The sequence below is a fragment of the Paenibacillus sp. 481 genome, from assembly GCF_021223605.1.
In the GTDB taxonomy this organism is placed as follows: domain Bacteria; phylum Bacillota; class Bacilli; order Paenibacillales; family Paenibacillaceae; genus Paenibacillus_B.
In genome coordinates this window covers 5292174-5316884 of sequence record NZ_CP075175.1, presented here as the reverse complement: position 1 = coordinate 5316884, position 24711 = coordinate 5292174, and the positions used below count along the sequence as shown (strand labels likewise).

Here is a 24711-nt window from a genome sequence, read left to right as displayed (position 1 = left end):
AAATGTAAAATAAAAAATGTTCTGAAAGCAGCGACCCCTCATGTAAAGTCTATATTCGGATTAGATTTGAAGGGATACAAAAGTAAACCGCATCCAATGTTTCCGTATACGTTCACGTTAACGAAGAAAGGGGCTCCGACGGTAGAAGTTGGATTGACACAGAAGAAGCAAGTGTTCTCGATCAAGCTAATTCCCGCTAAAGGCGGTCGGAAATAATTGTCTCATCGGAGCATATAGGGAGGTCTGCAAGCTAACAGGCTGGCAGGCCTTCTTTTTTATGAAAAAAAACACTTCAACAGGATACATAGCAAGTGCCACACGAAGTGCTGTAGACATAATCTAAGCAAGAAAGGAGGCTAGTAGGTTGAGTACGATTATTTCGCATTTTTATAATGAGCAATACTTACTTCCATGGTGGCTGAAGCATCATGTCCCGTTGTTTGAACATGGTATTTTAATTAATCGCGGTTCTACCGATCGATCTGTGGAAATATGTAAAGAACTTGCTCCCCACTGGGAAGTTCGAGACTCTAAAGTGGCAGAGTTCGACGCCCTGCTCGTCGATCGTGAAGTGATGGAAATAGAAGCAGAATGTACCGGTTGGAAAATGGTACTGAATACGACTGAGTTTCTCTGCTTCCGCAATACTCAGCCATTTTTCACTAAACTTGATGAGTTAGGCAGTAGCATGTATCATCTGCGAACGATATTTCTCGTCGACGATCCCCATTATGGATATACAGCACCTGATCCCGCTGTTCCACTAGTTAAACAGCGTCATCATGGCTTTATACTCCCGCATGCAGGGAGATTGATTCATCGTCATACACATGGAAGCTATACCGTCGGCAGGCATTCGACGAATAAACCTATGGTCCATTTTCCGTTCATTGATGTTCCTGATCCTGCATTTATTATTAAGTTCTACTTCAGTCCATGGACGGAAGAAATGAAGCTCCGTAAGCTGCAAATTGGGCCGACGATGTCGGCTAGCAGTATTCGCAGCAGATTAGGGTTCCAGCATCTTGTTACTCGTGCAGAGCTTGAACAGGCATATGAGCATTATGTACAGCAAGCAAGCGATCTGCGACTCCAACCCGCGTATATACGTTTATGGGAGTAAGCATAGCGGAGTAGTGGTATAACGGCTAGCGATTATTGAGAGTCATATGTAAATAGACAATTTCCTAGTATGTAGTGGGAAATTGTCTATTTTTGTTATAGAGGCGGCTGCCACATCATGGAATGGACGATAGTTAAGCCATTAGAAATGATCGTGCAATTTAACCGATATATCATATATATGTGCAATATTAGGTGCTGCTGGGTAAAGTATAAAGTTTTTTTGTATATAATGAACTTTTATCACCTCTGCGATCTCTTATCTATGAAAAGGGGAGAGAACATGAAAGTAAGCCATCTTGTCAGACAAGCCCAAAAAGGCAATAAGGAAGCTTTATTGCAACTAATCATGGCCGATCAGAACGCTTATTATCGCCTTGCCTATACATATATGGGAAACGAGCATGATGCGATGGATGCTATGGAAGACATGATTGTTACACTTTATGAAAAGATTGATCAATTGCAAAATGATGAAGCATTCTACAGCTGGAGCAAAACGATTCTCGTCAATCGATGCAAAACATTGCTCCGCAAACAGGAGCGCCTTCTTCCGCTGGAAGAAGAGCGAGAATCGTCGCTTGCTGCATTAACGGACGATAATCCATATCGCGATACAGAGTCCGAACTGGATATGCAGGTGCTGCTATCTCATCTGAATGCACAACAGCGGGAAGCGATTGAACTTCGTTACGTTCATGATCTTCCGTATCAGACGATTGCGGACATGACTGGTGCGCCGCTAGGAACGATCAAGTCAAGAATTTCACAAGGCATACACAAATTGAAAGTGATGATCGGAGGTGATCGTTATGAACACGATCGAGGAGAAGCTACAGGAGTATAAACAGACTTGGGATGCGATACACGCTCCGTCAGAACTTGAGGACAGACTTCGAAATGCACTTCAACGTGTTCCTGCTAAAAAAAGAAATAGGAATAAAGTGAAAGCCTGGGTAACATCAGCTGCTGCAGCGCTCATTCTGATTGTTGGTGCCTATGAATATCCTGCTTTAGCTTATTACGGAAGTAAGTTGTTTAATAATGACGAGTTAAGCTCTCACGGTTTTTCTGAAGTGGCGGAGCAAGGATACGGCCAAAAGATAAACAAGAGCACAACGCTTAAAGACGGTACGGTCTTTACGATTAACGGTGTTATTGCAGACGATAATGCATTTCTCATGTATTACACGATCGATAGGCCGGCAGGCACCCAATTGCCTGAACATATCTACAATCATTACGGTTTTGATAGTTTGCAAGGGTTCTGGACGGATTCTAAATCGCGAGGTGGAAGCGGTGGTGACGGTAACAGCAAGTCCCAGTTCGTCGGCGTGCATGAATTTGAGCCAGTTAGTCCATTTTCCAGAACATTAACCGTAACCTTTTTTGAATGGCTAGAAAATGGGGAGAAGGTATCCTATCCGCTCTCCTTCAAGTTTGAAGCGAATAAAGCGATGAAGAGTATCGTTAAACAGGATCTTTCAGCATCCATTGCTATCGATCAAGGGGTTATTCACTATGATTCTATTACGGCTTCACCAACTTCCACATTCGTGAAGGGTCATTATGAATTAGAGCAAGAGGGACGTTCTATACGTTCGGGAAAAACAAAGCTTTATGTAAATGGAACCGAAGTGGAATCAAGGGGAATGAGCGTGAGTGGTACACAATTTGAACTTGAATTTGCTGTGTTTCCAACAGATAAGATTGAGTCAATAGAGCTGAAACTCGTCAATTTCGGAGCATACCACAAAGTAAAAGAACCTATCTCGCTTGCTTCACCATCCGACCGCTCGATCAAAGTAGGTGATGAAAAGCTATGGATTCGCAGCGTAACCCAAACGACCTCAGGCTACGATATCGTGATCGCCAGAGATCAATTTTTATGTTTTGTATGCTTTGAACATTACTCTTTATCCATCCAAGCTGACGGAAACGTCGTTCCCGTATCATCGATTTCCAAAGCACGTCCTTGGGATTTGAAAAATGGAAACGTTTTGTGGGAGAATACGTATTCTTTTAAGACCACGGTCAAACCGGAATTCTTGCTGATGGACGGGTTCCAATATATTAAAACGTACAATAAGAAAGTTGCGATTCCTGTACATATCGAAAGATAAAGAGCTAGATTCAAAATTGCTGGAACCGGCAATAAAAGCAGTAGAGGGATGATGATTAGACCTTGTCTTAATGTGCGTTTATATAAGGGGGATAGGGATGAAAGTTTATGGTTCAGTCGTAGATAATGAAACGCGTTGTACACATTACCACACCAAGAAAGACATTGTTGCGATAAAATTTAATTGCTGCAATCGCTATTATCCGTGTTACAAATGTCATGAGGAGCATGCGGGTCATACCATACAGCGCTGGTCGCAGCAGCAGTTCGATGAAAGGGCTATCCTTTGCGGAAGCTGCCGTCAGGAATTGACGATTCGGGAGTATATGAATACCATTAGCTGCCCTTGCTGTCAGGCGTCGTTCAACGAAAGATGCGCTTTACATTATTCGATTTATTTTGAACCCGTCTAGTGTTCACCTAACCCGACATATTTTTTAACTGAAAGTGCCAGTACCTCTGTAGAGTTGCTGGTGCTTTTTTATTTGAAAAAGAGTACGAGTATGCTTTAATCTTATATCCAAAACCAGACGAAATGGTTAGAGATCTATTCGAGTATTCCAGTTATACGTTTGCCATTTGGCCTTTATTGTAAAATAAGTAGTGACAATTAGGCCTATATCAAATTATAATACAGGCGTTAACTAATATGTGGGAATGGGGGGATATGACGAACTCCTTATCGTGTTTTTAAAATATTTTTGTAAGCGCTCTATTAATCAGGGTTCAGAATCATTTCATTCGACGTCGACATAAAAGCACCACAGGCTTTGACTGTACGAAACCATCCAGAATGTACTGAATGAAACCGAAAATGTAGAGGAGACTGACTATGAAAACGAATAAACAATCGTCACAACGAAAAAATATGGTGCGTAATATTAGCGCAGTACTAGGCGCAGCTATGCTTGCAACCACTCCAGTTGCAGGTGCAGCGGAATTGGTGGCACCGAGCGAACCCTTTGCTGTGACTCAAGCTACGGCGCCTGCATGGGATCAGAATAAAGCGTATTCAACAGGGGATAAGGTGACTTATAACGGTAAGGTGTATGAAGCGAAATGGTGGACGCAAGGTGAAAATCCGGAAAGCTCTTTAACGAATCCGAATAGTGGGTGGAAACAGGTGGGTGCCGAACCCAATCCAAATCCAGGTGGCGGAACGGATACAGTAGCACCAAGCGTACCAACAGGACTTGTCTCATCGAATCCAACCGCATCAACCGTTACTTTATCTTGGAGTGCATCGACCGATAATGTGGGTGTCACTAAATACGATATTTATAGAAATGCAGTTAAAATAGGTTCTGCCACGACAACCTCGTATGCAGATACAGGTTTGACTGCAAATACGGCTTATAGTTATACAGTTATTGCACTAGATGCCGCAGGTAATGCATCGGCTGCAAGCACAGCGCTGTCGGCTACGACGGCTGCGACCGGCAATGAAGGCCCGGGATCACTCCTTCCTGTTGGTGGAAGCCGTGTCATTACGGATCAACAAATCCAACAAACATGGGGTGGCATCGACGCGCAGTATTCACCGGATCAAGCTATTCAAGCCGTAACATCGGCGCTTCCTCGAACCGAATATGAAGCGTTGTTCCCATTACGCACAGGTACACCAGGCTGGCATGAGAAAGCGGCAGGTAAAGCTTACTACAAACCTGGACAAACCGACTACTACTCCTACGATAATTTGATTGCCGCCGTACGTGATGTAGCGAATATTAAATACAAAGAATTATACCGTGGACCTAGCAACTGGACGAAGCAAATTTGGCGTTTGGACAAGACAACGAAGACAGAAACGCTCTTGTTTGAGGAAAAAGAGTTTAACGCGGAATGGAATATCGGCAAGCCAACTCGTTCCAGAATCGTTGATTTTGGTACCTTCTTGAAAGAGGGGACAGAAGTCAACCGTAAGCGTGAACTTGCTGCTTTCTTGGCAAATATCTCGCACGAAACAGGTGGTGGCTGGAAAGGTGCTCCAGGTGGAGAATTAAGTTGGGCACTATTCTTTAACGAAGAAGTTAAGTATGTGAACGGCCAAGGCGGTATCGGATATGTGCAAAGTCACAGTGATTATCCAGCAGTAGCGGGTAAGTCCTATCATGGTCGCGGGCCGATTCAGTTGAGCTGGAACTACAACTATGGCTTGATTGGTTCCATTATTTTCGGTGATAAGAACGTACTGCTGAATAACCCGGAGAAAATCACAGACGATGGCAGACTTGGATTTATGACAGCGATGCTGTTCTGGATGACTCCACAAGATCCGAAGCCATCTTGCCACGACATTATGGTTGGTAATTATGTTCCGACCGCAGCACAACTTGCTAAAGGTCTTGTACCTGGTTTTGGTGCCACGATTATGGTCATTAATGGGGCGCAAGAGGGCAACCGCGATGAATCGGATGTGCGCATAGGTCGTCGTGTGGCTCACTATATCGACATCACGAGCCGTGCCGGAGTCAACATTCAAGGCGAGAAGTTGAATACACTAGGTATGCAGGCATTTTAACATCATATCCATTCCATGATGAGCGACGGGGCAACCCGTCGTTTTTATTTTGACGATAGATGGAAATAGATGAATGGTCTGCAAATTAGCGGATATTTGGAGCTTGGAGAAGGAGTTGTTGAAGGGTATATGGTTGCCTATACGGTCAAAGAAGGAGTACATGTGGTGCCTTATATCGAGCAGATAAGAAAGCCAGCTCCCCGGGAAACTGGCTAAAGTCAAACCATATTCAAAAAATACCCTGCGAGGAGATGTAAGAAGTGAATAAACTGATCGAATTCAAAAACGTAACAAAAGAATACAAAATAGGAGAAGTGACAATCAAGGCGCTTGCTGGTGTTGATTTTTCCATATCAGAGGGGGAATTCGTCGTTGTTCTGGGTGCTAGTGGTGCCGGTAAAAGTACAATCTTGAATATCCTTGGCGGTATGGACACGGCTACTACAGGTCAAGTGCTTGTTGGCAATCAAGAGATCACAACGTTTAATGAAAAAAAATTAACCGAATATCGCGGTGAGAAGGTTGGTTTTGTATTTCAATTTTATAATCTAATTCCGAATTTAAATGCGCTAGAAAATGTTGAGTTTGCGACGGAAGTATGTAAAAACCATCTGGATGCCAAAGAAATTTTGTATAAGGTTGGGTTACAGGACCGTATCAGGAACTTCCCTTCCCAACTTTCTGGAGGAGAACAACAACGTGTTGCAATCGCGCGAGCTGTTGCCAAAAATCCGCTACTATTGCTCTGCGATGAACCTACCGGAGCTTTAGATTATGTTACAGGCAAGTCCGTCCTAAAGCTCCTTCAAGATTTGAACAAAGAAACGAAGAAGTGCGTTGTGTTAGTCACACATAACTCCGCGATTGCTCCTATGGCGGATAAAATTATTAAGGTAAAGAGCGGAATGATCGAAAGCGTTACGGTGAATCATGACAAACAGAATGTTGAAGGGATCGAGTGGTAATGATGAAGCTATTTTTAAAATTGTTAAGGGATATCAAACAGTCGAGCGGGCAATTCATCGCGTTTGTGTTGGTGATCGCAGTAGGCGCTTTTTTCTATGCGGGGCTAGTCACGTTAAGCGATAATCTGAGTACATATACGAAGGTTTACTTTAAAGAGCATAATGTAAGCGATTTGAATGTCTATTACAGCCAAATTTCCAAGCAGGACGTGGCGGGGTTAAGTCAAATCCAAGGTATAAGCAAAATGGAAGGACGGTACACCTTGGATGCAACGCAAGCGTTTGAAGATATGAAAACCACCTTAAAGATACATACCATTCCTGTAAATAATGAAATCAATACGCCTAAGATGATTGAGGGTAGAATTCCGTCACAACATGATGAAATCTTGCTTGATTCCCATTATGCCAAGGAGCATCAGTACCAAATCGGTGATCAGATTCAGATAAGTGTGAATGACAAAAATATGACGTTCACCATTAGCGGCTTGGGTGAGAATGTGGAATATGCCAAAAAGAACGAAATCCAAGACCATAAATCGTTCGGCGTAGCGTATGTGACTGAACTAGCCATACCTCAATTCACAGGTAGCTTTTCCTATAATGAAATCTTGATTGATGCCCAAGAAGGTTATGATATTGACCAATTAGGCCAAACCGTTGAAGCACAATCAAAAGAACTTTCCTATGTAAGCCAAATGAGTAAAGAGCGAATGTACAGTTATGCTCAACTCCAACAAACGATCCATAATAATAAATTGATGAGTACGGTTATCCCGTTAGTTCTTTTTATCATTGAAGCGATTATCTTATTCCTTACCATGTCGCGGATTATCGATTCGCAAAGAAATCAAGTAGGTATCATGAAGGCGTTGGGTGTAAAAAACAGAAACATCATGCTTCATTATATGGGATACCCCGTGCTGGTAGGGATCATAGGCTCGATTCTAGGTTGTGTCCTTGCTGCTAGTGTTTTTATTCCATTAGTACAGGCGTCGATTGCAAAAGCCTACTCATTGCCTGACATTGTTTTTTCCCTGTCCTTAACCTCTGTGCTACCACCCATCCTTTTCTCGAGCGCGTTTGGAATCCTGTCCTGTTACTTGAGTGGTAGAGCTATCCTACAAGAACGTGCGGCTCAGGCGATGCGTCCCAAACCACCTAAGAAGATGAAGAAGCTGCTCATCGAACGAATTCCGGGCATTTGGAGTCATATTTCCTACAGCTACAAAATCATTTTAAGAAATATATTTTTAAATAAATCAAAAGCGATAGCAAGCTCCATTGGGGTTGTGGTGAGCACGGTTTTATTGATTACTGCTTTTGGTACTCAAATGGCTTTGCAAAAAGTAGCTGATCAGATTGAAGAGGTGAATACGTATGATTTAAGAGTCGATTATAAGAGAGGAACTGCTCCGGATACGTTACAGCTACTCGATGGTATTAAAAGCAATTATGATTTATCCACCTTTCCCGTGGAATTTATCAAAGGTGATGATAACAAAAATGCCACGTTAGTTGTGACGAAGAAAGAAAACAATCTCATTCATTTCTTCGACGAAGATGACAAGCGGATTGCTTTGGAAGACAGTGGGGTGCTGGTACCCAAATCGTATGCCGACCACTATCAGATTGCAGAAGGGGATATCGTCCAAATCAAGTTCACCGCGCCTGAGTTTGCGAATAAAACGGTCGATATGAAGGTTTTACACCTATCCAACCAGTATTCGAATCCGTCGTTCTATATTACGCCAACGTATCTAGCGAGCTTTGGCATCAAGTACAATCCGACATCGCTGTTAGTGGAAGCGAATAGCGCCACAGATACAGGCCTTACAAGTGTTCGTAAATACTTCGAACAAGATAAACAGATAGAAGCAATCTCAGATAAGAATGATTTAAAGAAATCCGCAGAATATATGTTAAAGCAAAATCAATTTATCTTTATCATGTTTATTATTAGTGCGGTTGTGCTTTCCTTTGGTGCGATCTATACGATATCTTCCATAAACATATATGAAAGAAATCGTGAGCTAGCCACACTAAAAGTATTAGGCTATCCCAAGCATAAAATAAGCCGGCTTATCTTCTTTGAGAATATCATTCTCACCACCTTTGCGGTTCTTGTAGCGTTACCGATCAGTGGCTATATGTATGCCTTAGTTGTCAAGGCATTGTCGAGCACCCATCAGCAAATTCCGAATCAATTAAGTCTGTTTGTCATACTGATAGCTGTTATTCTTGCATACGTGCTCACCATTTTCTCGAACTTACTGCTTCAAAGAAAAGTGTCACGAATCAACATGATAGAATCCTTGAAAAGTGTAGAATAGTGGAAGATATTTAGGAATTACAAGTTGTGGATTAAAAAGTTGAACCATCACCAAGACATTGATACGATAAGAAAAAGTGTATTCGATAGGAGCGAATGTGTCATGATTTTTGTTGTTCTTAATCCGTTGACTTTTTTGCACGAAAACCGTATATGATCGATCTCTTGATGACAAGGTAAGCAGCATACATCATTTAGTTAATATCGTTAAAAATTATCGATAGTTTCAGAGGGTTGTTTACCAAACACCTAAAATTTTCTATTATTAATAAGTAAGCGCCCACATGTATGTAGGAGATTATAAGGTTCAAATGAAGGGGGTAAGAAGTATGCCTTTATTTTCACACACGATAACTGACTTTTGGCAGGCACCATTTTTGAGCGGAGACGTCCTCTATAGCAGTGAAGACTTTACTGTCGCGACTAACCCTCACCTGAGCGAAGAACGTCGAGTCATGGTGCTGGAAACCGCCGAAGGCCGGGTTATGGCGGTCCTGACGCCTGCGCTGGCAGATAGGTTAGGCCTTTATCAACGAAAAGAGCTGTCTGAGCTGGCCTTTCGTCAGCAATTACATGAAGCGGGCGTCACTCTGCATGGCGCAGATTATCTTTTTTATTTTTCAGAAGCCGATAAGAACGTATTGCTGCAAGAACATGTGGAAGGCGTCTTGCGTCGGTTAACCGAGCAAGATAAGGCGGTGTTCTCCGAGTTCCAGTCCTCCGCTTCCGAACAAGACTTGGATGACGCTTATGTGGAATTGGATCACTGGGCAGTGTTCGGCTCTTTTGAGCAACACAGCCTGGTCAGCGCCGCCAGCATGTATCCCTGGGGAAATGCGCAAATTGCGGATCTCGGCGTACTGACGCTGGCTACCTGTAGAGGAAAAGGCCACGCCCGCAAAGTGGTGCGTTCCATCTGCAAGTATGCCTGTGATCAGGGATACGAACCCCAGTACCGATGCCAGCTCGATAATCAGGCGTCTACGTCACTCGCTAGAGCGGCGGGTTTGACGCTGTTTGGAAAGTGGGAAGTGATTTCTCCTGACTCCACTGACTTAGATTCCGACTCCAAATAAATGTGAGGGTGTATTCAAGTATCGATTTATATATCAAGCGTAGTTGAAGTAACGTTTGGAAAATAAGTTAGAGGAGACCGATTGAAGTGGTCTATAGATATGTGTGAATGACTCTCTCTTAGTCTCATATTGCGAAAATAAACGCCAAGCCTATGATTCTATCCACCGGCTTGGCGTTTTCCACACAAACAATACCTAAGTTATAGTCATAGAAGTAGAAATAGCAGCAGCTAACCAGGCGAAAAGCCGTGTAAGATACACAACCACATACCATCGAAGGTTAGAAAATCATTGGGATACTAGCGATGTGACGTATTACAGCATTGTTGTTATAAATCAACTCATCTGGATCATGCGCCAATTTTAAATCTGGGAAGCGTGTCAGCAAAGTGCGAAAGGCAACTTTTGCTTCTAATCTTGCAAGTGGCGCACCTAGACAGTGATGAATACCTTTGCCGAAGGCAAGATGAGCATTTTCACTTCTCGTAATATCGAAACCTTCAGGATGGGAAAACTTTGTTGGATCAAGGTTCGCAGTGCCAAGCGAGAATAGAACCATTTCCCCTTTACGGATGTTTTTCCCATGCATCGTGATATCTTCACCTGCAAAACGCCAGCTGATCATGATCGGTCCAGCATAGCGAAGCAGCTCTTCGATAGCATGAGGTAGCAACGAAAGATTACTACGCAACAAAGCTAATTGTTCGGGATGTTTCTGCAAAGCAACCATACCATTTCCAATCAAATTTGTTGTGGTCTCATGTCCAGCAGTAATGAGTAATTGGACAGTAGAGAGCAGTTCGGGTTCACTCAGTTTATCCTCTTGATCGTGCGCGTGTATAAGGGAGCTGATTACATCTTCTGTTGGATGTTTTCGTTTTTCTTCCAATGTTGCTTGGATGCATGAGTAATACGCTTTGATCCATGCATGGTGGTCTTGAGTAGGATCTGTCTTTATGCTCACCCACAAATCATGAATTTTATGTTGATATAAAGTAGGTATTCCTAACATCTCGGCAATAACCCGAAATGGAAAGGGGAAAGCAAAGTCTGAAATAAGATCCATCTTTCCTTGTTCCTGTACGGCATCTAATAATTCATCTGCAATCTGTTGAATACGAGGTTCTAGATTCGCGATCATTTGTGGGGTAAAAGCCTTAGCTGTTAACCTGCGTAAACGAGTATGATCAGGTGGATCAGAGTCTAGCATATTCGGGAAATTTATCGACCATTCCCACTGCTCAGATCGATCTTCTATATCTGGTTGATCTTGGGTAGGCAGTAGCCTTCGCACATCTCTAATAAACCGAGAATCTTTGAGAATAGCTACCACATCCTCATGGTGAATCGCAAGCCAGGCTGGCCCCAATCCATAATAATCATCTAAACGGATAAGCGGCTCTTGTTGTTCCGTTAGTTTTTTATAGAAGCCAACAACATCCTTCATATTTTCTGGCGATCTAAAATCTTCTGTTGTAATGCTTTGCATCTGATTCACCTCCTTATCGAACAGTAACCTTGGACAAATCGGCTTCCATACCTTTAAGCGCAGCGTAGGTCAACTTATCCATGATTGCACCGTCAAAGCAGATGGTTTTGATGGCACGGTAATACTTCTTGGACAATGAAAATGCTTGAAAAGACACATTTTTGAGGGTAGCACCCCTAAACGAAACTTCGTTTAGTCCCGCTTTGTCAAACTTGACGCCGATAAAGGTTTGCCCGTCAAAACAGAGACCTGTCAGATCGGAATATTTGAAGTCCACGCCGTCAAAGATACAACTTTCAAAGATTGTTTTTCTGAGGTCGGTCGTATTCAGCTTGACGTCGGTCAGTTTAACACCTATGAATTTTGCACCATCTAGCCCTGATGAGCTGTAGTTGGTGCGCACGAGGATTGATTTATTGAAGCTTGCGTGCGATAGGTCATTGCCGGATAGGTTGCAGTCGGTCAGGTTTGCACCATCAAAATTGGCTTCACGTACATCGCTGCCCGCGAACGTGCTGCCGGTCAAGTCAGCGTTCGCAAAGTCGGAGCCTCGCAGTGCGCTCCCTGAAAATTTCCCTTTATGCGCAACCACACCAGCAAAGTCGCTCTTAGCCAGATTACTTCCGCTAAAGTTTGTCACCACATGCCGCTCCAGCGAACGGGAGAGGTTAGCGACCTCTAGTACCGTTTGCTCAATGTCGCCGATGCTATCAATGGTCATCTCAAAAGCGGTTTCATCGTCCTTGCCCTCGGATTTGAGATCACGGAACCGCTCCTGCAAATCGGAGAGCAGGTCAGTCTTTAGTTCGGTAACGCTTTTTACCCCATCGTATGGTGCGAACACGCCGTTCAAATAGTTGGTCAATTTCTCATTCATAATCTCATCTCTCCCTATAATAAGTTTTCAAGCACGCGCTTGGCGTACTCCCAATTGCTTTTGTTGCGGGCGTAAGTCGTCTTGCCCTTTTCGGTAATCCTAAAATATTTACGCCGTCCACCCTGAGATTCGTCGCCCCAATACCACTCGATATCACCGTCCACCTCAAGCCGACGGACGCTGGAGTACATCGTGGCTTCCTTTAATTCATACTTTCCGCCCGAGCGCTCGGCAATCAACTTGACTATCTCGTAACCATAGCGGTCAGCTTCGGATAAGAGTCGCAATATCATCGTATCCGTATGTCCGCGCAGCAGGTCGGATGTAATTTTGTTCTCGCTCATATAATCACCTCCGCATTTGTATAATACGACATACTACTATGACTGTCAAGGTAATATCTTTGATGTAATACCTTGTTGGAAAAATAAATCATTCCAATCGGTATCTAATGTCTTGTTTCCATGCATGTTAGGAACTTTCCTCAGAGGGGACCATGTAAAGCGAAATGGGGAGCTGAATGAATAAAGCGAATATGTAACGTTTCTTCCAAATGAAATGTAGCAAGTCGGGAGCAAATCAGGGGAAACTCGATTGGGGTTTACGGTACTCCCTTCATCCGAAATTGCTGCTACGATAGGGGAGTACTGCGTCATTGTACGGAAATGGCTGTACCGAGATGGAAGTTGAGAAGAAAGATGTGGATTCGTATGGCAGATAGAGATAGCGGTTACCGCAACCAACCGGGTAGAGGATCAAGAGCTGGCCATGGAGGCCGATCTAGGCTACGCGTGATTTGAAAAGGAAGAGGACAATATCCAAGAGGCCACAAGCCATAGTGATCAGACTTGTGGCCAACCAGTCAACAAAGACACTCATAATGATAGCCCGTGCACAATCTACCATCCGTCCAGAGATGCAACCACGATATATGCGATCTTGGCTTACGATCACCACAAGGAGCGCTTATTACAAGCGCTCATAGGTATCGTCCGGACAGTACACCTCCAGAACGGCCGACCTGTCTCCGTACACTTTTTCCAAGTGCCTTTCTCCCCATAAGCACAAGCTGTCCAGCACCGTTCTCAAGCTCAAACCGTATTCGCTAAGCTCATACTCCACTTTGGGTGGGATTTCATGGTAGATGATCCGGTTGATAATGCCATCCTTTTCGAGCTCGCGAAGTTGCTGCGTCAGCATTTTTTGAGTAATGTCGGGAATTAACCTTCTCAGCTCATTGGTACGCTTTTTCCCGGTTGTCAAATGATATAGGATGATGCTTTTCCATTTTCCGCCGACGACTTCCAGCGCGGCCTCCATGCCACTGGGATATTTCTTCATAGTAACACTCCTCCTACCTTTCGAAGGTAATATAGTCAGTATAAAAATGATACTACGAAACTTAAAAGTACCTACAGCACTTTTAAGTGCGTACTTAACAATATGTTTTGTAACATTCATAATAGCATCAGGAACCGGCCATTTACTACCACTTCGAATAGTATCAATAGATGCCGCCGGAAATACAGAACAAAGGAAGGTCGATATCCGATGAAAACGCTTGTGACCGTCACTCATCCTCGACAAAATTCGCTTACGCACGCTGTAATGAACCGTTTTGTCGAAGGTTTGAAGCAAAATAACCACGAAGTCGATCTATTGGACTTGCACCACGACGGATTCAATCCTGTATATACGGTTGAAGATGAAGAAGATTGGATAAATCCGAACAAAAACTACTCTCCCGTAGTTCGCAAGGAGATGGACCGGATTCTTGCAGCAGACACGCTCGTGTTCGTGTTCCCGTTATGGCAATACAACGTCCCTGCGATGCTTAAAGGCTACTTGGACAAAGTATGGAACATGGGGCTGTTCGGGAAATTTGAGGAGAAAAAAGTACTGTGGATCTGCCTGGCTGGCGGGGATCAAGAGCATATGACCAAATACAAGCGTGACGAGACGCTGTCACACTATCTCAATATACTACTTGCTGGCTACGCCCGCTTGAAAGAATCCCGGGTTGAACTGCTATGCGATACCCTTTCGGAATCCAAGGAGCATATTGAGAGTTTGCTGGAACGAGCGTATCAGCTCGGGCGCGAGTACAATTAATAAGCAGGCCCCGCCCCGCAAAATCGATTCGTTTGGCAGCTCGTTGCACGAACGGTAGGTTGCGTGGGGGGGGCTTTCTCTCAACCTTAAAAAGGTTGAAGCGCTTCCAAAGCTCTGATATGATAATAAAAAGTGTATTCAATAGGAGTGAATGGTGACATGATTTTTGTTGTTCTTAATCAGTTGATTAAATAACTGAATAGGTGAGGCCTAAGGGGAGTTAACTACAGTTATGATCTGTGTACCTTCTTTTAGTCGTGCTCATATCTTTAAGAACAACAGCGATATCATACCCACATTCTCCACCGCGCCTTGTGTACTCGGTATTTGTATGCTTTTTCAGGTATACACATCATTATTACCTGCTAATAGGGATAATCCAGGAGATTTGAGGCTACAGATGAAGCTACGTTCATTTGTGGTCTTTTTTGTTGTTCTCAGGTTTCCTAAGAGAGGACATAAACCATTTGAAAAAATGGTATTCCATTCACTTTCAATGCTCCACGAGGAAACTCTTTTTGGATCTATAAAGGTGAATCCAAAATAGGTGGGGTAAGGATAGCACCCAATACGATCTATCATTTATTTTACATACCCCCATTCAATGATTCATTTGAAGTACTTAAGCTGCTTAAACATATTTTAATACAGTGGTCTGATCGAACGAAACCTATAGTGACCTATGAAATACTGCCAGACCAAGTTCATTTATATACGAGGGCAGGATTTTGGCCAGATGAGTTCAGATGTCGTTGGATGCAGCGCCCTACAGATTATTTCGAAGTTGTTTGGGAACCTGATTATATCATTAAGAGTCCTGACTGCGCTTAAAGATAAGTATCCACTGCTAAGGTTGTATGTCATGGAGGGCAATGATGCGGAGTCTGTCTATCTTAATCTCAGGTTTGTTCCAGGAGTGCAGGAAATACAAAGTATGTATATTCCTAAGATTCAAGAGGGAGGTTAACAATGATGGAAATCAATAAAGACTTAGTAAGTAGACTTATACAAGGTCAATTTCCACAATGGTCTGAATTACCCGTTTCTCCAGTAGAGAAATCGGGACATGACAATAGAACCTTTCATCTAGGTTCTGAAATGAGCATCAGGCTACCTAGTAAGGAATGCTATGTTCCACAAGTTGAAAAGGAATTGTTTTGGTTGCCGAAGCTAAAACCGCATCTTACTTTGCCGATATCAGTTCCATTAGAAAAAGGAGAACCAGCCGAAGGATATCCATGGTCATGGACGATTAATAAATGGATTGAGGGCGAAACAGTAAGCCATGAGAATGTGTTAAGTCTGAATCAGCTTGCAATTGATTTAGCACATTTTCTAAAGGAGCTTCAGGCCATAGATTCTTCTGATGGACCAATCGCCGGAGTGCATAATTTTTATAGGGGTGGCTCACTATCCATATACGATGAAGAAACGAAGTGTGCCCTAAATCATCTACAGCCGTTATTAGAAACAGATAAGTTTCAAACCGTATGGGATGTAGCGTTGCAGTCGAAATGGACAAAAGATCCCGTTTGGGTTCACGGGGATGTTGCGCCAGGAAATCTTTTGGTCAATGGCGGGAGACTGTGCGCTGTTATTGACTTTGGTATACTGGGTACCGGAGATCCTGCCTGTGATTATGCAATGGCTTGGACTTTTTTTGACGATGAAAGTAGAAAGACGTTATTTGCTGAAGTGGAATGTGATGAAGCAACTTGGAATCGAGCGCGTGGCTGGGCGCTGTGGAAGGCGCTTATAACCTATGATAGCAGCGAAAAAAATTCAAGAATGGCATTAGATGCTAAGCATACACTCAACATCATTTTGCAAGAGTATGAACAAGCAAAATGAGGACACGGATACGGGTGTCTGGAGACAAGAAAGTGGAATAAACGTAAAAGAACTCGGTCGTGTGATCGAGTTCTTTTTGTTTTTATTTGACAAGCAGGTGAGAATATTTCCCGGAAATCTTATCGCAAATAAATGGGCTATATTTTTTTTGCATAGTTTCCATGCACAATATATATTTCACGATTGGAATGAAGATATGTAAAGTAAAGACAACCGCAGTATGCAGCGGCACAATTGTCGGAGGGATACGCTATGAATAGAACCGGAAATGGTCGAGTCAAGAACCGGCACCAAGCATTAGGTTTATCGGATGAACAGGTTCTTGAAATGTATCAGAATATGGTTATGGCGCGTAAAGTAGATGAACGGATGTGGCTTCTAAATCGTGCGGGAAAAATCCCTTTTCTCGTTTCTTGCCAAGGTCATGAAGCAGCACAAGTAGGAGCGGCTTATGCGTTGGATCAAACGAAAGATTATCTGTGCCCGTATTATCGGGATATGGGAATGGTCATTGTGTTCGGGATGACGGCAAAGGAATTGATGCTTTCCGCTTTTGCCAAAGCGGGAGATCCCAACAGTGGCGGACGCCAAATGCCAGGGCATTATGGGAGTAAAAGACTAAATATTCTTTCGGGTTCTAGTGTCGTAACGAGTCAAGTGCCGCATGGAGTTGGAATCGCTTTATCTGGAAAAATGCAGGATGAAAACCTTGTCGTGTTAACGGCCTTTGGAGAAGGTGGCAGCAATCAAGGGGAATTTCACGAAGCGGCGAACTTTGCGGGGGTACACAAGCTGCCTGTCATTTTCTTGTGCGAAAATAACAAGTATGCCATTTCAGTCCCCTATTCCAAGCAAGTGGCTTGTGCAAGTATCGCGGATCGAGCAATAGGTTATGGGTTTCCTGGCATCAGTGTGGATGGCAATGATCCCTTAGAAGTATACAAGGTTACGAAAGAGGCAGCCGATCGCGCAAAAAGAGGAGAAGGACCGACGCTTATTGAGGCGGTCGTCTATCGTTTAGTTCCTCATTCCAGCGATGACGACGATCGAACTTATCGTTCCCGTGAAGAAGTGGAAGAAGCGAGGAAGAAGGATCCGCTAGTCACTTTCAGCAATTATCTTAAAGGTTTAGGAATATTAGATGAACTTAAAGAGAAGGACATCCACGACCGGATGCTCATGGAAATTGATGAGGCCACGGAGTATGCGGAGAATGCCCCGAATTCGGCTCCGGAAGATGCCCTTAAGCACGTGTATGCAGAATAGGGGGAGTGAAAAATGGCCGTGATTTCTTATCTTGAAGCAGTGTCACAAGCTCTTCGAGAAGAAATGCAGCGAGATAAAAGGGTATTTGTACTAGGGGAAGATGTCGGAGTGCGCGGTGGTGTGTTTCGGGTTACGCAGGGATTGTATGAGGAATTTGGCGAACAACGGGTTATAGATACGCCCCTATCAGAAGCGGCCATTGCAGGTGTATCGATTGGGGCAGCTGCTCATGGCATGAGGCCTGTTGCAGAAATTCAATTTGCTGAGTATATCATGCCTGCCGTAAACCAAATTGTGAATGAAGCAGCCAAAATGAGGTATCGCTCGAACGGAGATTGGAACTGTCCCTTGGTCATTCGTGCGCCTTATGGGGGTGGAGTTCGTGGTGCCCTCTATCATTCGCAATGCGTGGAAGCGATGTTCTGCAATATTCCCGGTTTAAAAGTAGTCACACCTTCTACGCCCTATGATGCCAAAGGACTGCTAAAAGCAGCTATCCGTAATGAAGACCCTGTACTGTTCTTTGAGCATAAGCGATGTTATCGCTCGATCAAAGGAGAAGTGCCGGACTCGGATTACATTGTGCCCATAGGGAAGGCGGATATTAAGCGGCAAGGAGAACACTTCACGGTTATTACGTACGGGCTTGCCTTGCATTTTGCGCTGGAAGCGGCGGAGAAACTTGCCCGCGAAGGATATAGCGCTCATATTTTGGATTTGCGTACCCTCTATCCTCTGGATAAGGAGTCTATTGTAGAGGCTGCTCGTAAAACGGGTAAAGTGCTTATTGTTCATGAGGACAACAAAGAGGGAGGCGTTGGCGCCGAAGTAGCAGCTGTGCTTGCAGAGGAATGCATGTTTGAATTGGATGCTCCGATCAAACGCCTTTGCGGTCCGGACGTTCCTGCTATGCCGTATAGTTTACCAATGGAGAAATTTTTCATGCTCAATGCGGATAAAGTATATCAGGCCATGAAACAATTGGCCCAATTTTGAGCCGAGCGGGAGGAGAATATGGCTGAGAAAATCGTTATGCCCCAGCTAGGGGAAAGTGTAACGGAAGGAACCATTTCTAAGTGGCTCGTAAACATCGGGGATAAAGTCAACAAATATGATCCGGTATGCGAAGTGATTACAGATAAAGTGAATGCGGAGGTTCCTTCTACGGTTAGCGGCACGATAACCGAAATTGTCGTGCCAGAAGACGAAACGGTAGCGGTAGGAACTTTGATTTGCTGGATCGTGGTGGAAGACCAAGCGGTCACGCCGGTTGAAGCAAAGATGTCAGACCTCGCTCATAATGAGTGCGCCCATGGTGTGACTAATGATGTGACCAATGATATGACAACGCAAGCAGCCATGCAGCCACGCTATTCACCGGCCGTGCTTAAACTGGCTCAAGAACACAACCTAGATCTTTCCCAAGTTCAGGGATCTGGCATTGCCGGACGCATCACCAGACATGACGTCTTGGAAATGTTACAAGGACAAAGGCAGGCCGTGGCCACCTCTGTGCCAACAAGTGAACTTCCATCTAAGCCATCCCAACCGATAAAATCAGCTCGTGAAATGCCGAAACCGTCCATTTCCGTTGATGCCTTGTCAACCACCGCCAATGCTCCGTTACATCAAGCCGACGAGACGATCCCGATTACCGCTATTCACAAAACGACTGCCAAACGTATGGTTAAAAGCAAGGAGGAGATTCCTCATGCTTGGCTTATGGTGGAATGCGATGTCACGAATCTGGTCCGATATCGAGGCCAGATCAAAGAGGAGTTTAAGAGAAAAGAAGGAGTCCATTTAACGTATTTACCGTTTTTTATAAAGTCGGTTGTAGAAGCCTTGAAGGAATTCCCTGCCTTAAATTCGCAGTGGGCCGATGATCACATGATCGTCAAAAAATCGGTTCATATCTCGATTGCCGTGGCCAACGATGTAGCGTTATTCGTTCCCGTCATTAAGGACGCCGACCAAAAAAACATACTCGGACTTGCAAAAGCAGTCGATGACTTGGTCAAGAAGACGAAGGATGGCCGGCTCACGCTAGAGGATATAACGGGCGGAACGTTTACCATTAATAACACAGGCTCTTTCGGCTCCATTCTTTCAGCGCCCATCATCAATCCACCGCAAGTGGCCATTTTAAGTGTTGAAGCGATCGTCAAACGTCCGATCGTCATCGATAACATGATCGCCATCCGCGATATGATGAACATCTGTCTCTCCTTGGATCACCGGGTGTTGAATGGTCTTGTGTGTGGTCGCTTCTTGAAGAGCGTCAAGCAAAAGATTGAAAGTTATGGCACCGACACCGATACCGGACTCTATTCATGATTCAGCATGTCTTCATGTTCAACAGGAAAGGGGCGAGAACATCATGCACTTTGATTTAACCGAGGAACAAACGTTAATCAAGAGGATGATGCGTGATTTTGCGGAAGGCGAGGTTGCACCGGGGGCAGATGAACGGGATCGTACAAAGCAATTTCCGGAGGATGTGTTCGATAAATTAACGAAGCTGGGCGTCATGGGGCTGCCTTTTCCTGAACAATATGGCGGCGGGGGAGCAGATACAATAAGCTTTGTTATCGTGGTAGAGGAACTAAGTCGGGTATGCGCTTCTACAGGTATTACTTACTCTGCCCATATTTCGTTAGGCGGGGCACCCATCCATTTATTCGGCACAGATGAGCAAAAGGAAAAATACTTAACCCCTCTTTGTATGGGAGAGTACTTGGGTGCGTTTGGGCTGACGGAATCGAATGCAGGTTCTGATGCAGGGGGTACCCGTACGACAGCGACACCGCATGAGGAGCAGTGGATCATTTCCGGTTCCAAGTGCTTTATTACGAATGCAAGCTTTGCCAAAAGCTTGGCGCTCACGGCCGTAACGGATCGAAGCAAAGGGACGGACGGAATTAGTGCGTTTATCGTGCCTACAGATGCGTCAGGATTTACGGTCATTAACAATTATGAAAAGATGGGGCTGCACGCTTCGAATACAACCGAATTGGTCTTAGAAAATGTAACCGTTCCCAAAGAAAATCTCCTTGGGAAAGAAGGACATGGATACAAGCAATTTTTAGCTACGCTTGATGGCGGAAGAATCGGAATCGCGGCTATGGCGGTCGGAATTGCTCAAGGCGCTTATGAAAAATCACTTGAATATGCCAAAGTAAGAAAACAATTTGGCCACAGCTTATCGACCTTTCAAGCGATCCAATTTAAACTGGCCGACATGGCCATGAACATTGAAATCGCACGCAACATGGTTTATAAAGCGGCATGGCTGAAGGAGCACGGAAGAAAATTCAAGAAGGAAGCCGCGATGGCCAAATTATTTGCATCGGAAATGTGTATGAAGGTTTGCGATCAAGCCGTTCAGATCCATGGCGGGTACGGTTATATGAAGGAATATCAGGTGGAGCGGTTCTTCCGGGATGCCAAACTGTTAGAAATCGGCGAAGGTACTTCGGAAGTGCAACGAATGGTGATTGCACGCCAGATCGGTTGTTAAAGGGGATCGGTATGATGTTCAAAAAGGTTCTAATTGCGAACCGGGGGGAAATTGCGGTACGAGTGATCCGGACTTGCAAATTACTGGGCATTGCCACCGTCGGCATATACTCCGAAGCGGATAAGCAAGCCCCACATGTCATGCAGGCGGATGAGGCTTACGGGGTAGGAAATCCGAGAGTAGCAGAAAGCTACTTGAATATCGATAAAGTGTTGGAAATCGCCCGTCTCACTAAAGCGGACGCCATTCACCCCGGATATGGCCTTCTCTCGGAAAATGCCGAATTTGCTCGCCGCTGCGAGGAAGCCGGAATCGTATTCATCGGCCCCTCAGCGGATGTCATCGCCCGCATGGGCAGTAAAATTGAAGCCCGTAACATCATGGAACAGGCTGGTGTGCCTGTGGTACCTGGCATTTCTTATCCGTTAGCGGATGCGGAAGCAGCAGCGCGGGCGGCCAGCGATATCGGCTATCCGGTTATGCTCAAGGCTTCGGCTGGCGGTGGCGGGATCGGTATGCAGATCGTGTACAGCGAAGCGGAAATGCAAGACGCCTTTGCAGGGAACCGGAAACGTGCCGCTAATTTCTTCGGAGACGGGGCCATGTATATCGAGAAAGTTGTGGAAAATCCCCGACATATCGAAATTCAGATTTTGGCCGATACGCATGGGAATACCGTCTACTTATGGGAACGGGAGTGTTCCATTCAACGCCGCCATCAAAAAGTGGTGGAGGAAGCTCCTTCACCTTTTTTGGATGAACACACTCGAAGTCAAATGGGAGAAGCCGCGGTAAGGGCGGCTCAATCTATCGGGTACCAGAATGCAGGAACGATCGAGTTTTTAGTTGACGAGAACAAAAATTTCTATTTCCTTGAAATGAATACCCGTCTACAGGTGGAGCATACGATTACAGAAGAGATTACCAGCTTGGACTTAGTTGCAGAGCAACTGCGAATTGCGGCCGGACATTCCTTGAATTTCGGGCAATCCGATGTGACACGCGACGGTCATGCGATTGAAGTGCGCATTTATGCGGAAGATCCGAAGACATTTTTCCCATCTCCGGGAACGATTACGAAGTTTGCCATACCTGAAGGAGAGGGAATCCGCCATGAGTTGGCTGTACATGAGGGCTCGGTGGTCACTCCTTTTTATGATCCGATGATTGCGAAGCTTGTGGTCAAAGGTCAGGATCGAGACGAGGCGATTGACCGACTTCATGAGGCGTTAGCCCATTATCAAGTTCAAGGGATCAAGACAAATATCCCGATGCTGCAAGAAGTAATTGCGCATCCCGCATTCCGTTCAGGCGATACAACAACGAGTTTCGTTACTACGTATTTGTTAGAGCAGACATAACAGGTTAGAGCCTCGGCCAGTGCCCGAAAGGCTTATAGTTATATGAAGGCTATTCGTAGAACAGGAGGTCATTCAGGTGAGCAAAGTAGTGGCGGTTATGGCGGGGAATGTGTACAAAATTCTAGTCAAGCCTGGGGATCAAGTCGAAGCAGGCCAAACCGTGGCCGTGTTGGAATCGATGAAAATGGAGATCACGATCACGAGTGGTTCCGGCGGGAAGGTAGCAGCAGTAAACGTGAGCGAAGGCGATTTTGTTAATGAAGGAGATCTATTGATGGAATTGAGCGAGCTGGATTAAACGGATGCTGGGGGATGGAGAGATGAACTGGCCAGCGAGCGTGACGATCAAAGAGGTTGGTCCGCGGGATGGATTACAAAATGAGCAGGTGTTCGTTTCAACAGCAGATAAAATAGCTTGGATCAACCAATTGTCCGGCACCGGAGTCACATCGATTGAAATCACTTCATTTGTAAATCCCAAGTGGATTCCGGCGCTGGCAGATGCCGCTGAAGTTGCGAAAGGAATTGAACGGATGCCCGGCATCACCTATTCAGCTCTCGTTCCGAATCGTCAAGGTTTGGAGCGCGCGTTGGCTGTCGATATGGATGAAGTAGCCGTTTTTATGTCTGTCAGCGAATCCCATAATCAAAGGAACATTAACAAGTCTAGTAGCGCTGCCTTTCCTATTTTAAGAGAAGTGGTGCAAGAAGCACTGTCAGCAGGCAAATCTGTCCGCGGTTATGTGTCAACCGTGTTCGGTTGTCCCTATGAAGGTCCTGTTTCCATCGACGAGGTGATACGGGTATCGGAGACGTTGTTCGACATGGGCATTGGCGAGTTATCTCTCGGGGATACGATTGGTATTGCAAATCCACAGCAGGTGCAACGTGTGTTGGATATTCTTTTAAAGCGTTTTGATGCTAACAAGCTAGCCCTGCATTTTCACGATACGCGTGGGACGGCTCTGGCTAATATTGTAGTGTCCATGGATATGGGGATCACGACGTTTGATGCTTCAGTCGGCGGCCTAGGCGGTTGCCCGTATGCGCTTGGAGCCTCGGGTAATGTAGCTTCGGACGATTTGCTTTACATGCTGGAGGCGATGGGGATTCAAACGGGGGTAGATCAGGAGAAGCTGCTCGCTGCGGCTATTTTTATTCAGGAGAAGATAGGAAGAGATTTACCAAGCCGGAATCTTCAGGTCAGCAGATCGAATGGATAGGCAAACGAACGGCTTGGGTTAGGCAGGTTCATGACTCGGCGCAGGGAAGGAGGAGGGGACATGGAAAAAGCAGTATTGGTGTCCAATATTGGAAATGGAATGGTACTCATCACTTTAAATCGGCCGGAAGCCGCCAATGCGCTGTCGGTGCAGTTGCTTGAACAATTGCGGGATGTGGCTGCAACATGTAAATTTGATCGCGCTATTCGCTGTATCGTGATCACAGGGGCTGGCGAGAAAGCTTTTTGCGCAGGTGCCGATTTAAAAGAGCGTGCAGGAATGGATGCGAACCAAGTGCGAAGAACGGTTTCTTTGATTCGCGCGTGCATCAATGATTTAGCAGCCTTGCCCCAGCCGATTATTGCCGCCGTGAACGGAGCAGCAATTGGCGGGGGAGCGGAATTGGCGTTGGCATGTGACATTCGGATCGCCTCCGCAACGGCCACATTCGCGCTTACGGAGACTTCGCTCGGGATTATTCCTGGCGCAGGCGGCACGCAGCGGTTGCCGCGGCTGATTGGGAAGGGGCGTGCCAAAGAGCTCATTTTCACGGCCCGAAAAATCGATGCCAAAGAGGCAAAGGACATCGGGTTGATAGAGGTTGTGACACCACCTGAATTCCTGCTCGATAAAGCATTAGAAATAGCGGGTCAAATTGTTCGAAATGCTCCGATCGCCGTGGCACAAGCCAAGTTCGCCATCGATAAGGGATGTGAAGTCGATCTAAGCACTGGGCTTGCGATCGAGAAAAATGCGTATGAAGTCACGATCCCGACAATGGATCGCTCGGAAGGGCTGCAGGCGTTCAAAGATAAGCGTCCCCCTAAATTTAATGGTGAATAACATATACGTAATGGCGAGTAACGAGCATGTT

The 24711-nt window shown here is 45.1% G+C and carries 24 protein-coding genes; 20 read left to right on the top strand and 4 right to left on the bottom strand.

Going from position 1 to position 24711, the window contains the following annotated elements:
- Positions 1 to 66: 66 nt before the first annotated feature.
- The 10 genes from KIK04_RS22845 to KIK04_RS22800 all read left to right on the top strand — a co-directional run bounded on the left by KIK04_RS22845 (position 67) and on the right by KIK04_RS22800 (position 10138).
- Entirely contained in the window at positions 67 to 216 is a 150-nt protein-coding gene (locus tag KIK04_RS22845) for a hypothetical protein (RefSeq protein ID WP_232276057.1), read from the top strand.
- Between the two features lie 148 nt (positions 217 to 364).
- Positions 365 to 1123 carry a glycosyltransferase family 2 protein gene (locus KIK04_RS22840; protein WP_232276056.1) on the top strand — a complete coding sequence of 253 codons (759 nt, stop codon included), beginning with the start codon at positions 365 to 367 and terminating at the stop codon, positions 1121 to 1123.
- A 282-nt stretch (positions 1124 to 1405) separates the two neighbouring features.
- On the top strand, positions 1406 to 1969 hold the full coding sequence (locus tag KIK04_RS22835; RefSeq protein ID WP_232276054.1) for a sigma-70 family RNA polymerase sigma factor: 564 nt from the start codon (positions 1406 to 1408) through the stop codon (positions 1967 to 1969).
- Positions 1935 to 3245, top strand: a complete 1311-nt coding sequence (locus KIK04_RS22830; protein WP_232276053.1) for a DUF4179 domain-containing protein — start codon at positions 1935 to 1937, stop codon at positions 3243 to 3245. The genes KIK04_RS22835 and KIK04_RS22830 overlap by 35 nt, the downstream gene beginning before the upstream one ends.
- A gap of 97 nt (positions 3246 to 3342) precedes the next feature.
- A complete protein-coding gene (locus KIK04_RS22825) occupies positions 3343 to 3657 on the top strand; it encodes a CHY zinc finger protein (protein ID WP_232276051.1) in 315 nt (104 codons plus the stop codon).
- 419 nt (positions 3658 to 4076) lie between these two features.
- Positions 4077 to 5765 (top strand): glycoside hydrolase family 19 protein, encoded by a 1689-nt coding sequence (locus KIK04_RS22820; protein WP_232276049.1) that lies wholly within the window; start codon positions 4077 to 4079, stop codon positions 5763 to 5765.
- Between the two features lie 69 nt (positions 5766 to 5834).
- The gene (locus KIK04_RS22815; protein ID WP_232276048.1) at positions 5835 to 5981 is read left to right on the top strand and encodes a hypothetical protein; all 147 of its coding nucleotides are present in this window, start codon (positions 5835 to 5837) and stop codon (positions 5979 to 5981) included.
- Between the two features lie 44 nt (positions 5982 to 6025).
- On the top strand, positions 6026 to 6730 hold the full coding sequence (locus KIK04_RS22810; RefSeq protein ID WP_232276046.1) for an ABC transporter ATP-binding protein: 705 nt from the start codon (positions 6026 to 6028) through the stop codon (positions 6728 to 6730).
- Positions 6731 to 6732: 2 nt separating this feature from the next.
- Entirely contained in the window at positions 6733 to 9063 is a 2331-nt protein-coding gene (locus KIK04_RS22805) for an ABC transporter permease (protein WP_232278866.1), read from the top strand.
- Positions 9064 to 9391: 328 nt separating this feature from the next.
- Positions 9392 to 10138, top strand: a complete 747-nt coding sequence (locus KIK04_RS22800) for a GNAT family N-acetyltransferase (RefSeq protein WP_232276045.1) — start codon at positions 9392 to 9394, stop codon at positions 10136 to 10138.
- A 280-nt stretch (positions 10139 to 10418) separates the two neighbouring features.
- Here KIK04_RS22800 and KIK04_RS22795 read toward each other — a convergent pair whose 3' ends face one another.
- The 4 genes from KIK04_RS22795 to KIK04_RS22780 all read right to left on the bottom strand — a co-directional run bounded on the left by KIK04_RS22795 (position 10419) and on the right by KIK04_RS22780 (position 13845).
- A complete protein-coding gene (locus KIK04_RS22795; protein WP_232276043.1) occupies positions 10419 to 11627 on the bottom strand; it encodes a cytochrome P450 family protein in 1209 nt (402 codons plus the stop codon).
- 13 nt (positions 11628 to 11640) lie between these two features.
- Complete coding sequence (locus KIK04_RS22790) at positions 11641 to 12504, bottom strand: pentapeptide repeat-containing protein (RefSeq protein WP_232276042.1); 864 nt, start codon at positions 12502 to 12504, stop codon at positions 11641 to 11643.
- A gap of 14 nt (positions 12505 to 12518) precedes the next feature.
- Positions 12519 to 12848: a PadR family transcriptional regulator gene (locus tag KIK04_RS22785; RefSeq protein ID WP_232276040.1), complete on the bottom strand. Its 330-nt coding sequence runs from the start codon at positions 12846 to 12848 to the stop codon at positions 12519 to 12521.
- 625 nt (positions 12849 to 13473) lie between these two features.
- Complete coding sequence (locus KIK04_RS22780; RefSeq protein WP_232276039.1) at positions 13474 to 13845, bottom strand: winged helix-turn-helix transcriptional regulator; 372 nt, start codon at positions 13843 to 13845, stop codon at positions 13474 to 13476.
- Positions 13846 to 14055: 210 nt separating this feature from the next.
- Between KIK04_RS22780 and KIK04_RS22775 the strand changes: the two genes are divergently transcribed.
- The 10 genes from KIK04_RS22775 (at position 14056) to KIK04_RS22730 (ending at position 24680) form a co-directional block, all read left to right on the top strand.
- On the top strand, positions 14056 to 14616 hold the full coding sequence (locus KIK04_RS22775; protein WP_232276037.1) for an NAD(P)H oxidoreductase: 561 nt from the start codon (positions 14056 to 14058) through the stop codon (positions 14614 to 14616).
- Between the two features lie 969 nt (positions 14617 to 15585).
- On the top strand, positions 15586 to 16467 hold the full coding sequence (locus KIK04_RS22770; protein WP_232276036.1) for an aminoglycoside phosphotransferase family protein: 882 nt from the start codon (positions 15586 to 15588) through the stop codon (positions 16465 to 16467).
- A 252-nt stretch (positions 16468 to 16719) separates the two neighbouring features.
- Positions 16720 to 17733: a thiamine pyrophosphate-dependent dehydrogenase E1 component subunit alpha gene (locus KIK04_RS22765; RefSeq protein ID WP_232276034.1), complete on the top strand. Its 1014-nt coding sequence runs from the start codon at positions 16720 to 16722 to the stop codon at positions 17731 to 17733.
- Between the two features lie 12 nt (positions 17734 to 17745).
- The gene (locus tag KIK04_RS22760; protein WP_232276033.1) at positions 17746 to 18729 is read left to right on the top strand and encodes an alpha-ketoacid dehydrogenase subunit beta; all 984 of its coding nucleotides are present in this window, start codon (positions 17746 to 17748) and stop codon (positions 18727 to 18729) included.
- An 18-nt stretch (positions 18730 to 18747) separates the two neighbouring features.
- Positions 18748 to 20070, top strand: a complete 1323-nt coding sequence (locus KIK04_RS22755; RefSeq protein ID WP_232276031.1) for a dihydrolipoamide acetyltransferase family protein — start codon at positions 18748 to 18750, stop codon at positions 20068 to 20070.
- A 43-nt stretch (positions 20071 to 20113) separates the two neighbouring features.
- A complete protein-coding gene (locus KIK04_RS22750) occupies positions 20114 to 21253 on the top strand; it encodes an acyl-CoA dehydrogenase family protein (RefSeq protein WP_232278865.1) in 1140 nt (379 codons plus the stop codon).
- Positions 21254 to 21267: 14 nt separating this feature from the next.
- Positions 21268 to 22614 (top strand): acetyl-CoA carboxylase biotin carboxylase subunit, encoded by a 1347-nt coding sequence (locus tag KIK04_RS22745; protein WP_232278864.1) that lies wholly within the window; start codon positions 21268 to 21270, stop codon positions 22612 to 22614.
- 76 nt (positions 22615 to 22690) lie between these two features.
- On the top strand, positions 22691 to 22912 hold the full coding sequence (locus KIK04_RS22740) for an acetyl-CoA carboxylase biotin carboxyl carrier protein subunit (RefSeq protein WP_232276029.1): 222 nt from the start codon (positions 22691 to 22693) through the stop codon (positions 22910 to 22912).
- Between the two features lie 22 nt (positions 22913 to 22934).
- A complete protein-coding gene (locus KIK04_RS22735) occupies positions 22935 to 23837 on the top strand; it encodes a hydroxymethylglutaryl-CoA lyase (RefSeq protein WP_232276028.1) in 903 nt (300 codons plus the stop codon).
- Positions 23838 to 23897: 60 nt separating this feature from the next.
- Entirely contained in the window at positions 23898 to 24680 is a 783-nt protein-coding gene (locus KIK04_RS22730; RefSeq protein ID WP_232276027.1) for an enoyl-CoA hydratase, read from the top strand.
- Positions 24681 to 24711: the final 31 nt, after the last annotated feature.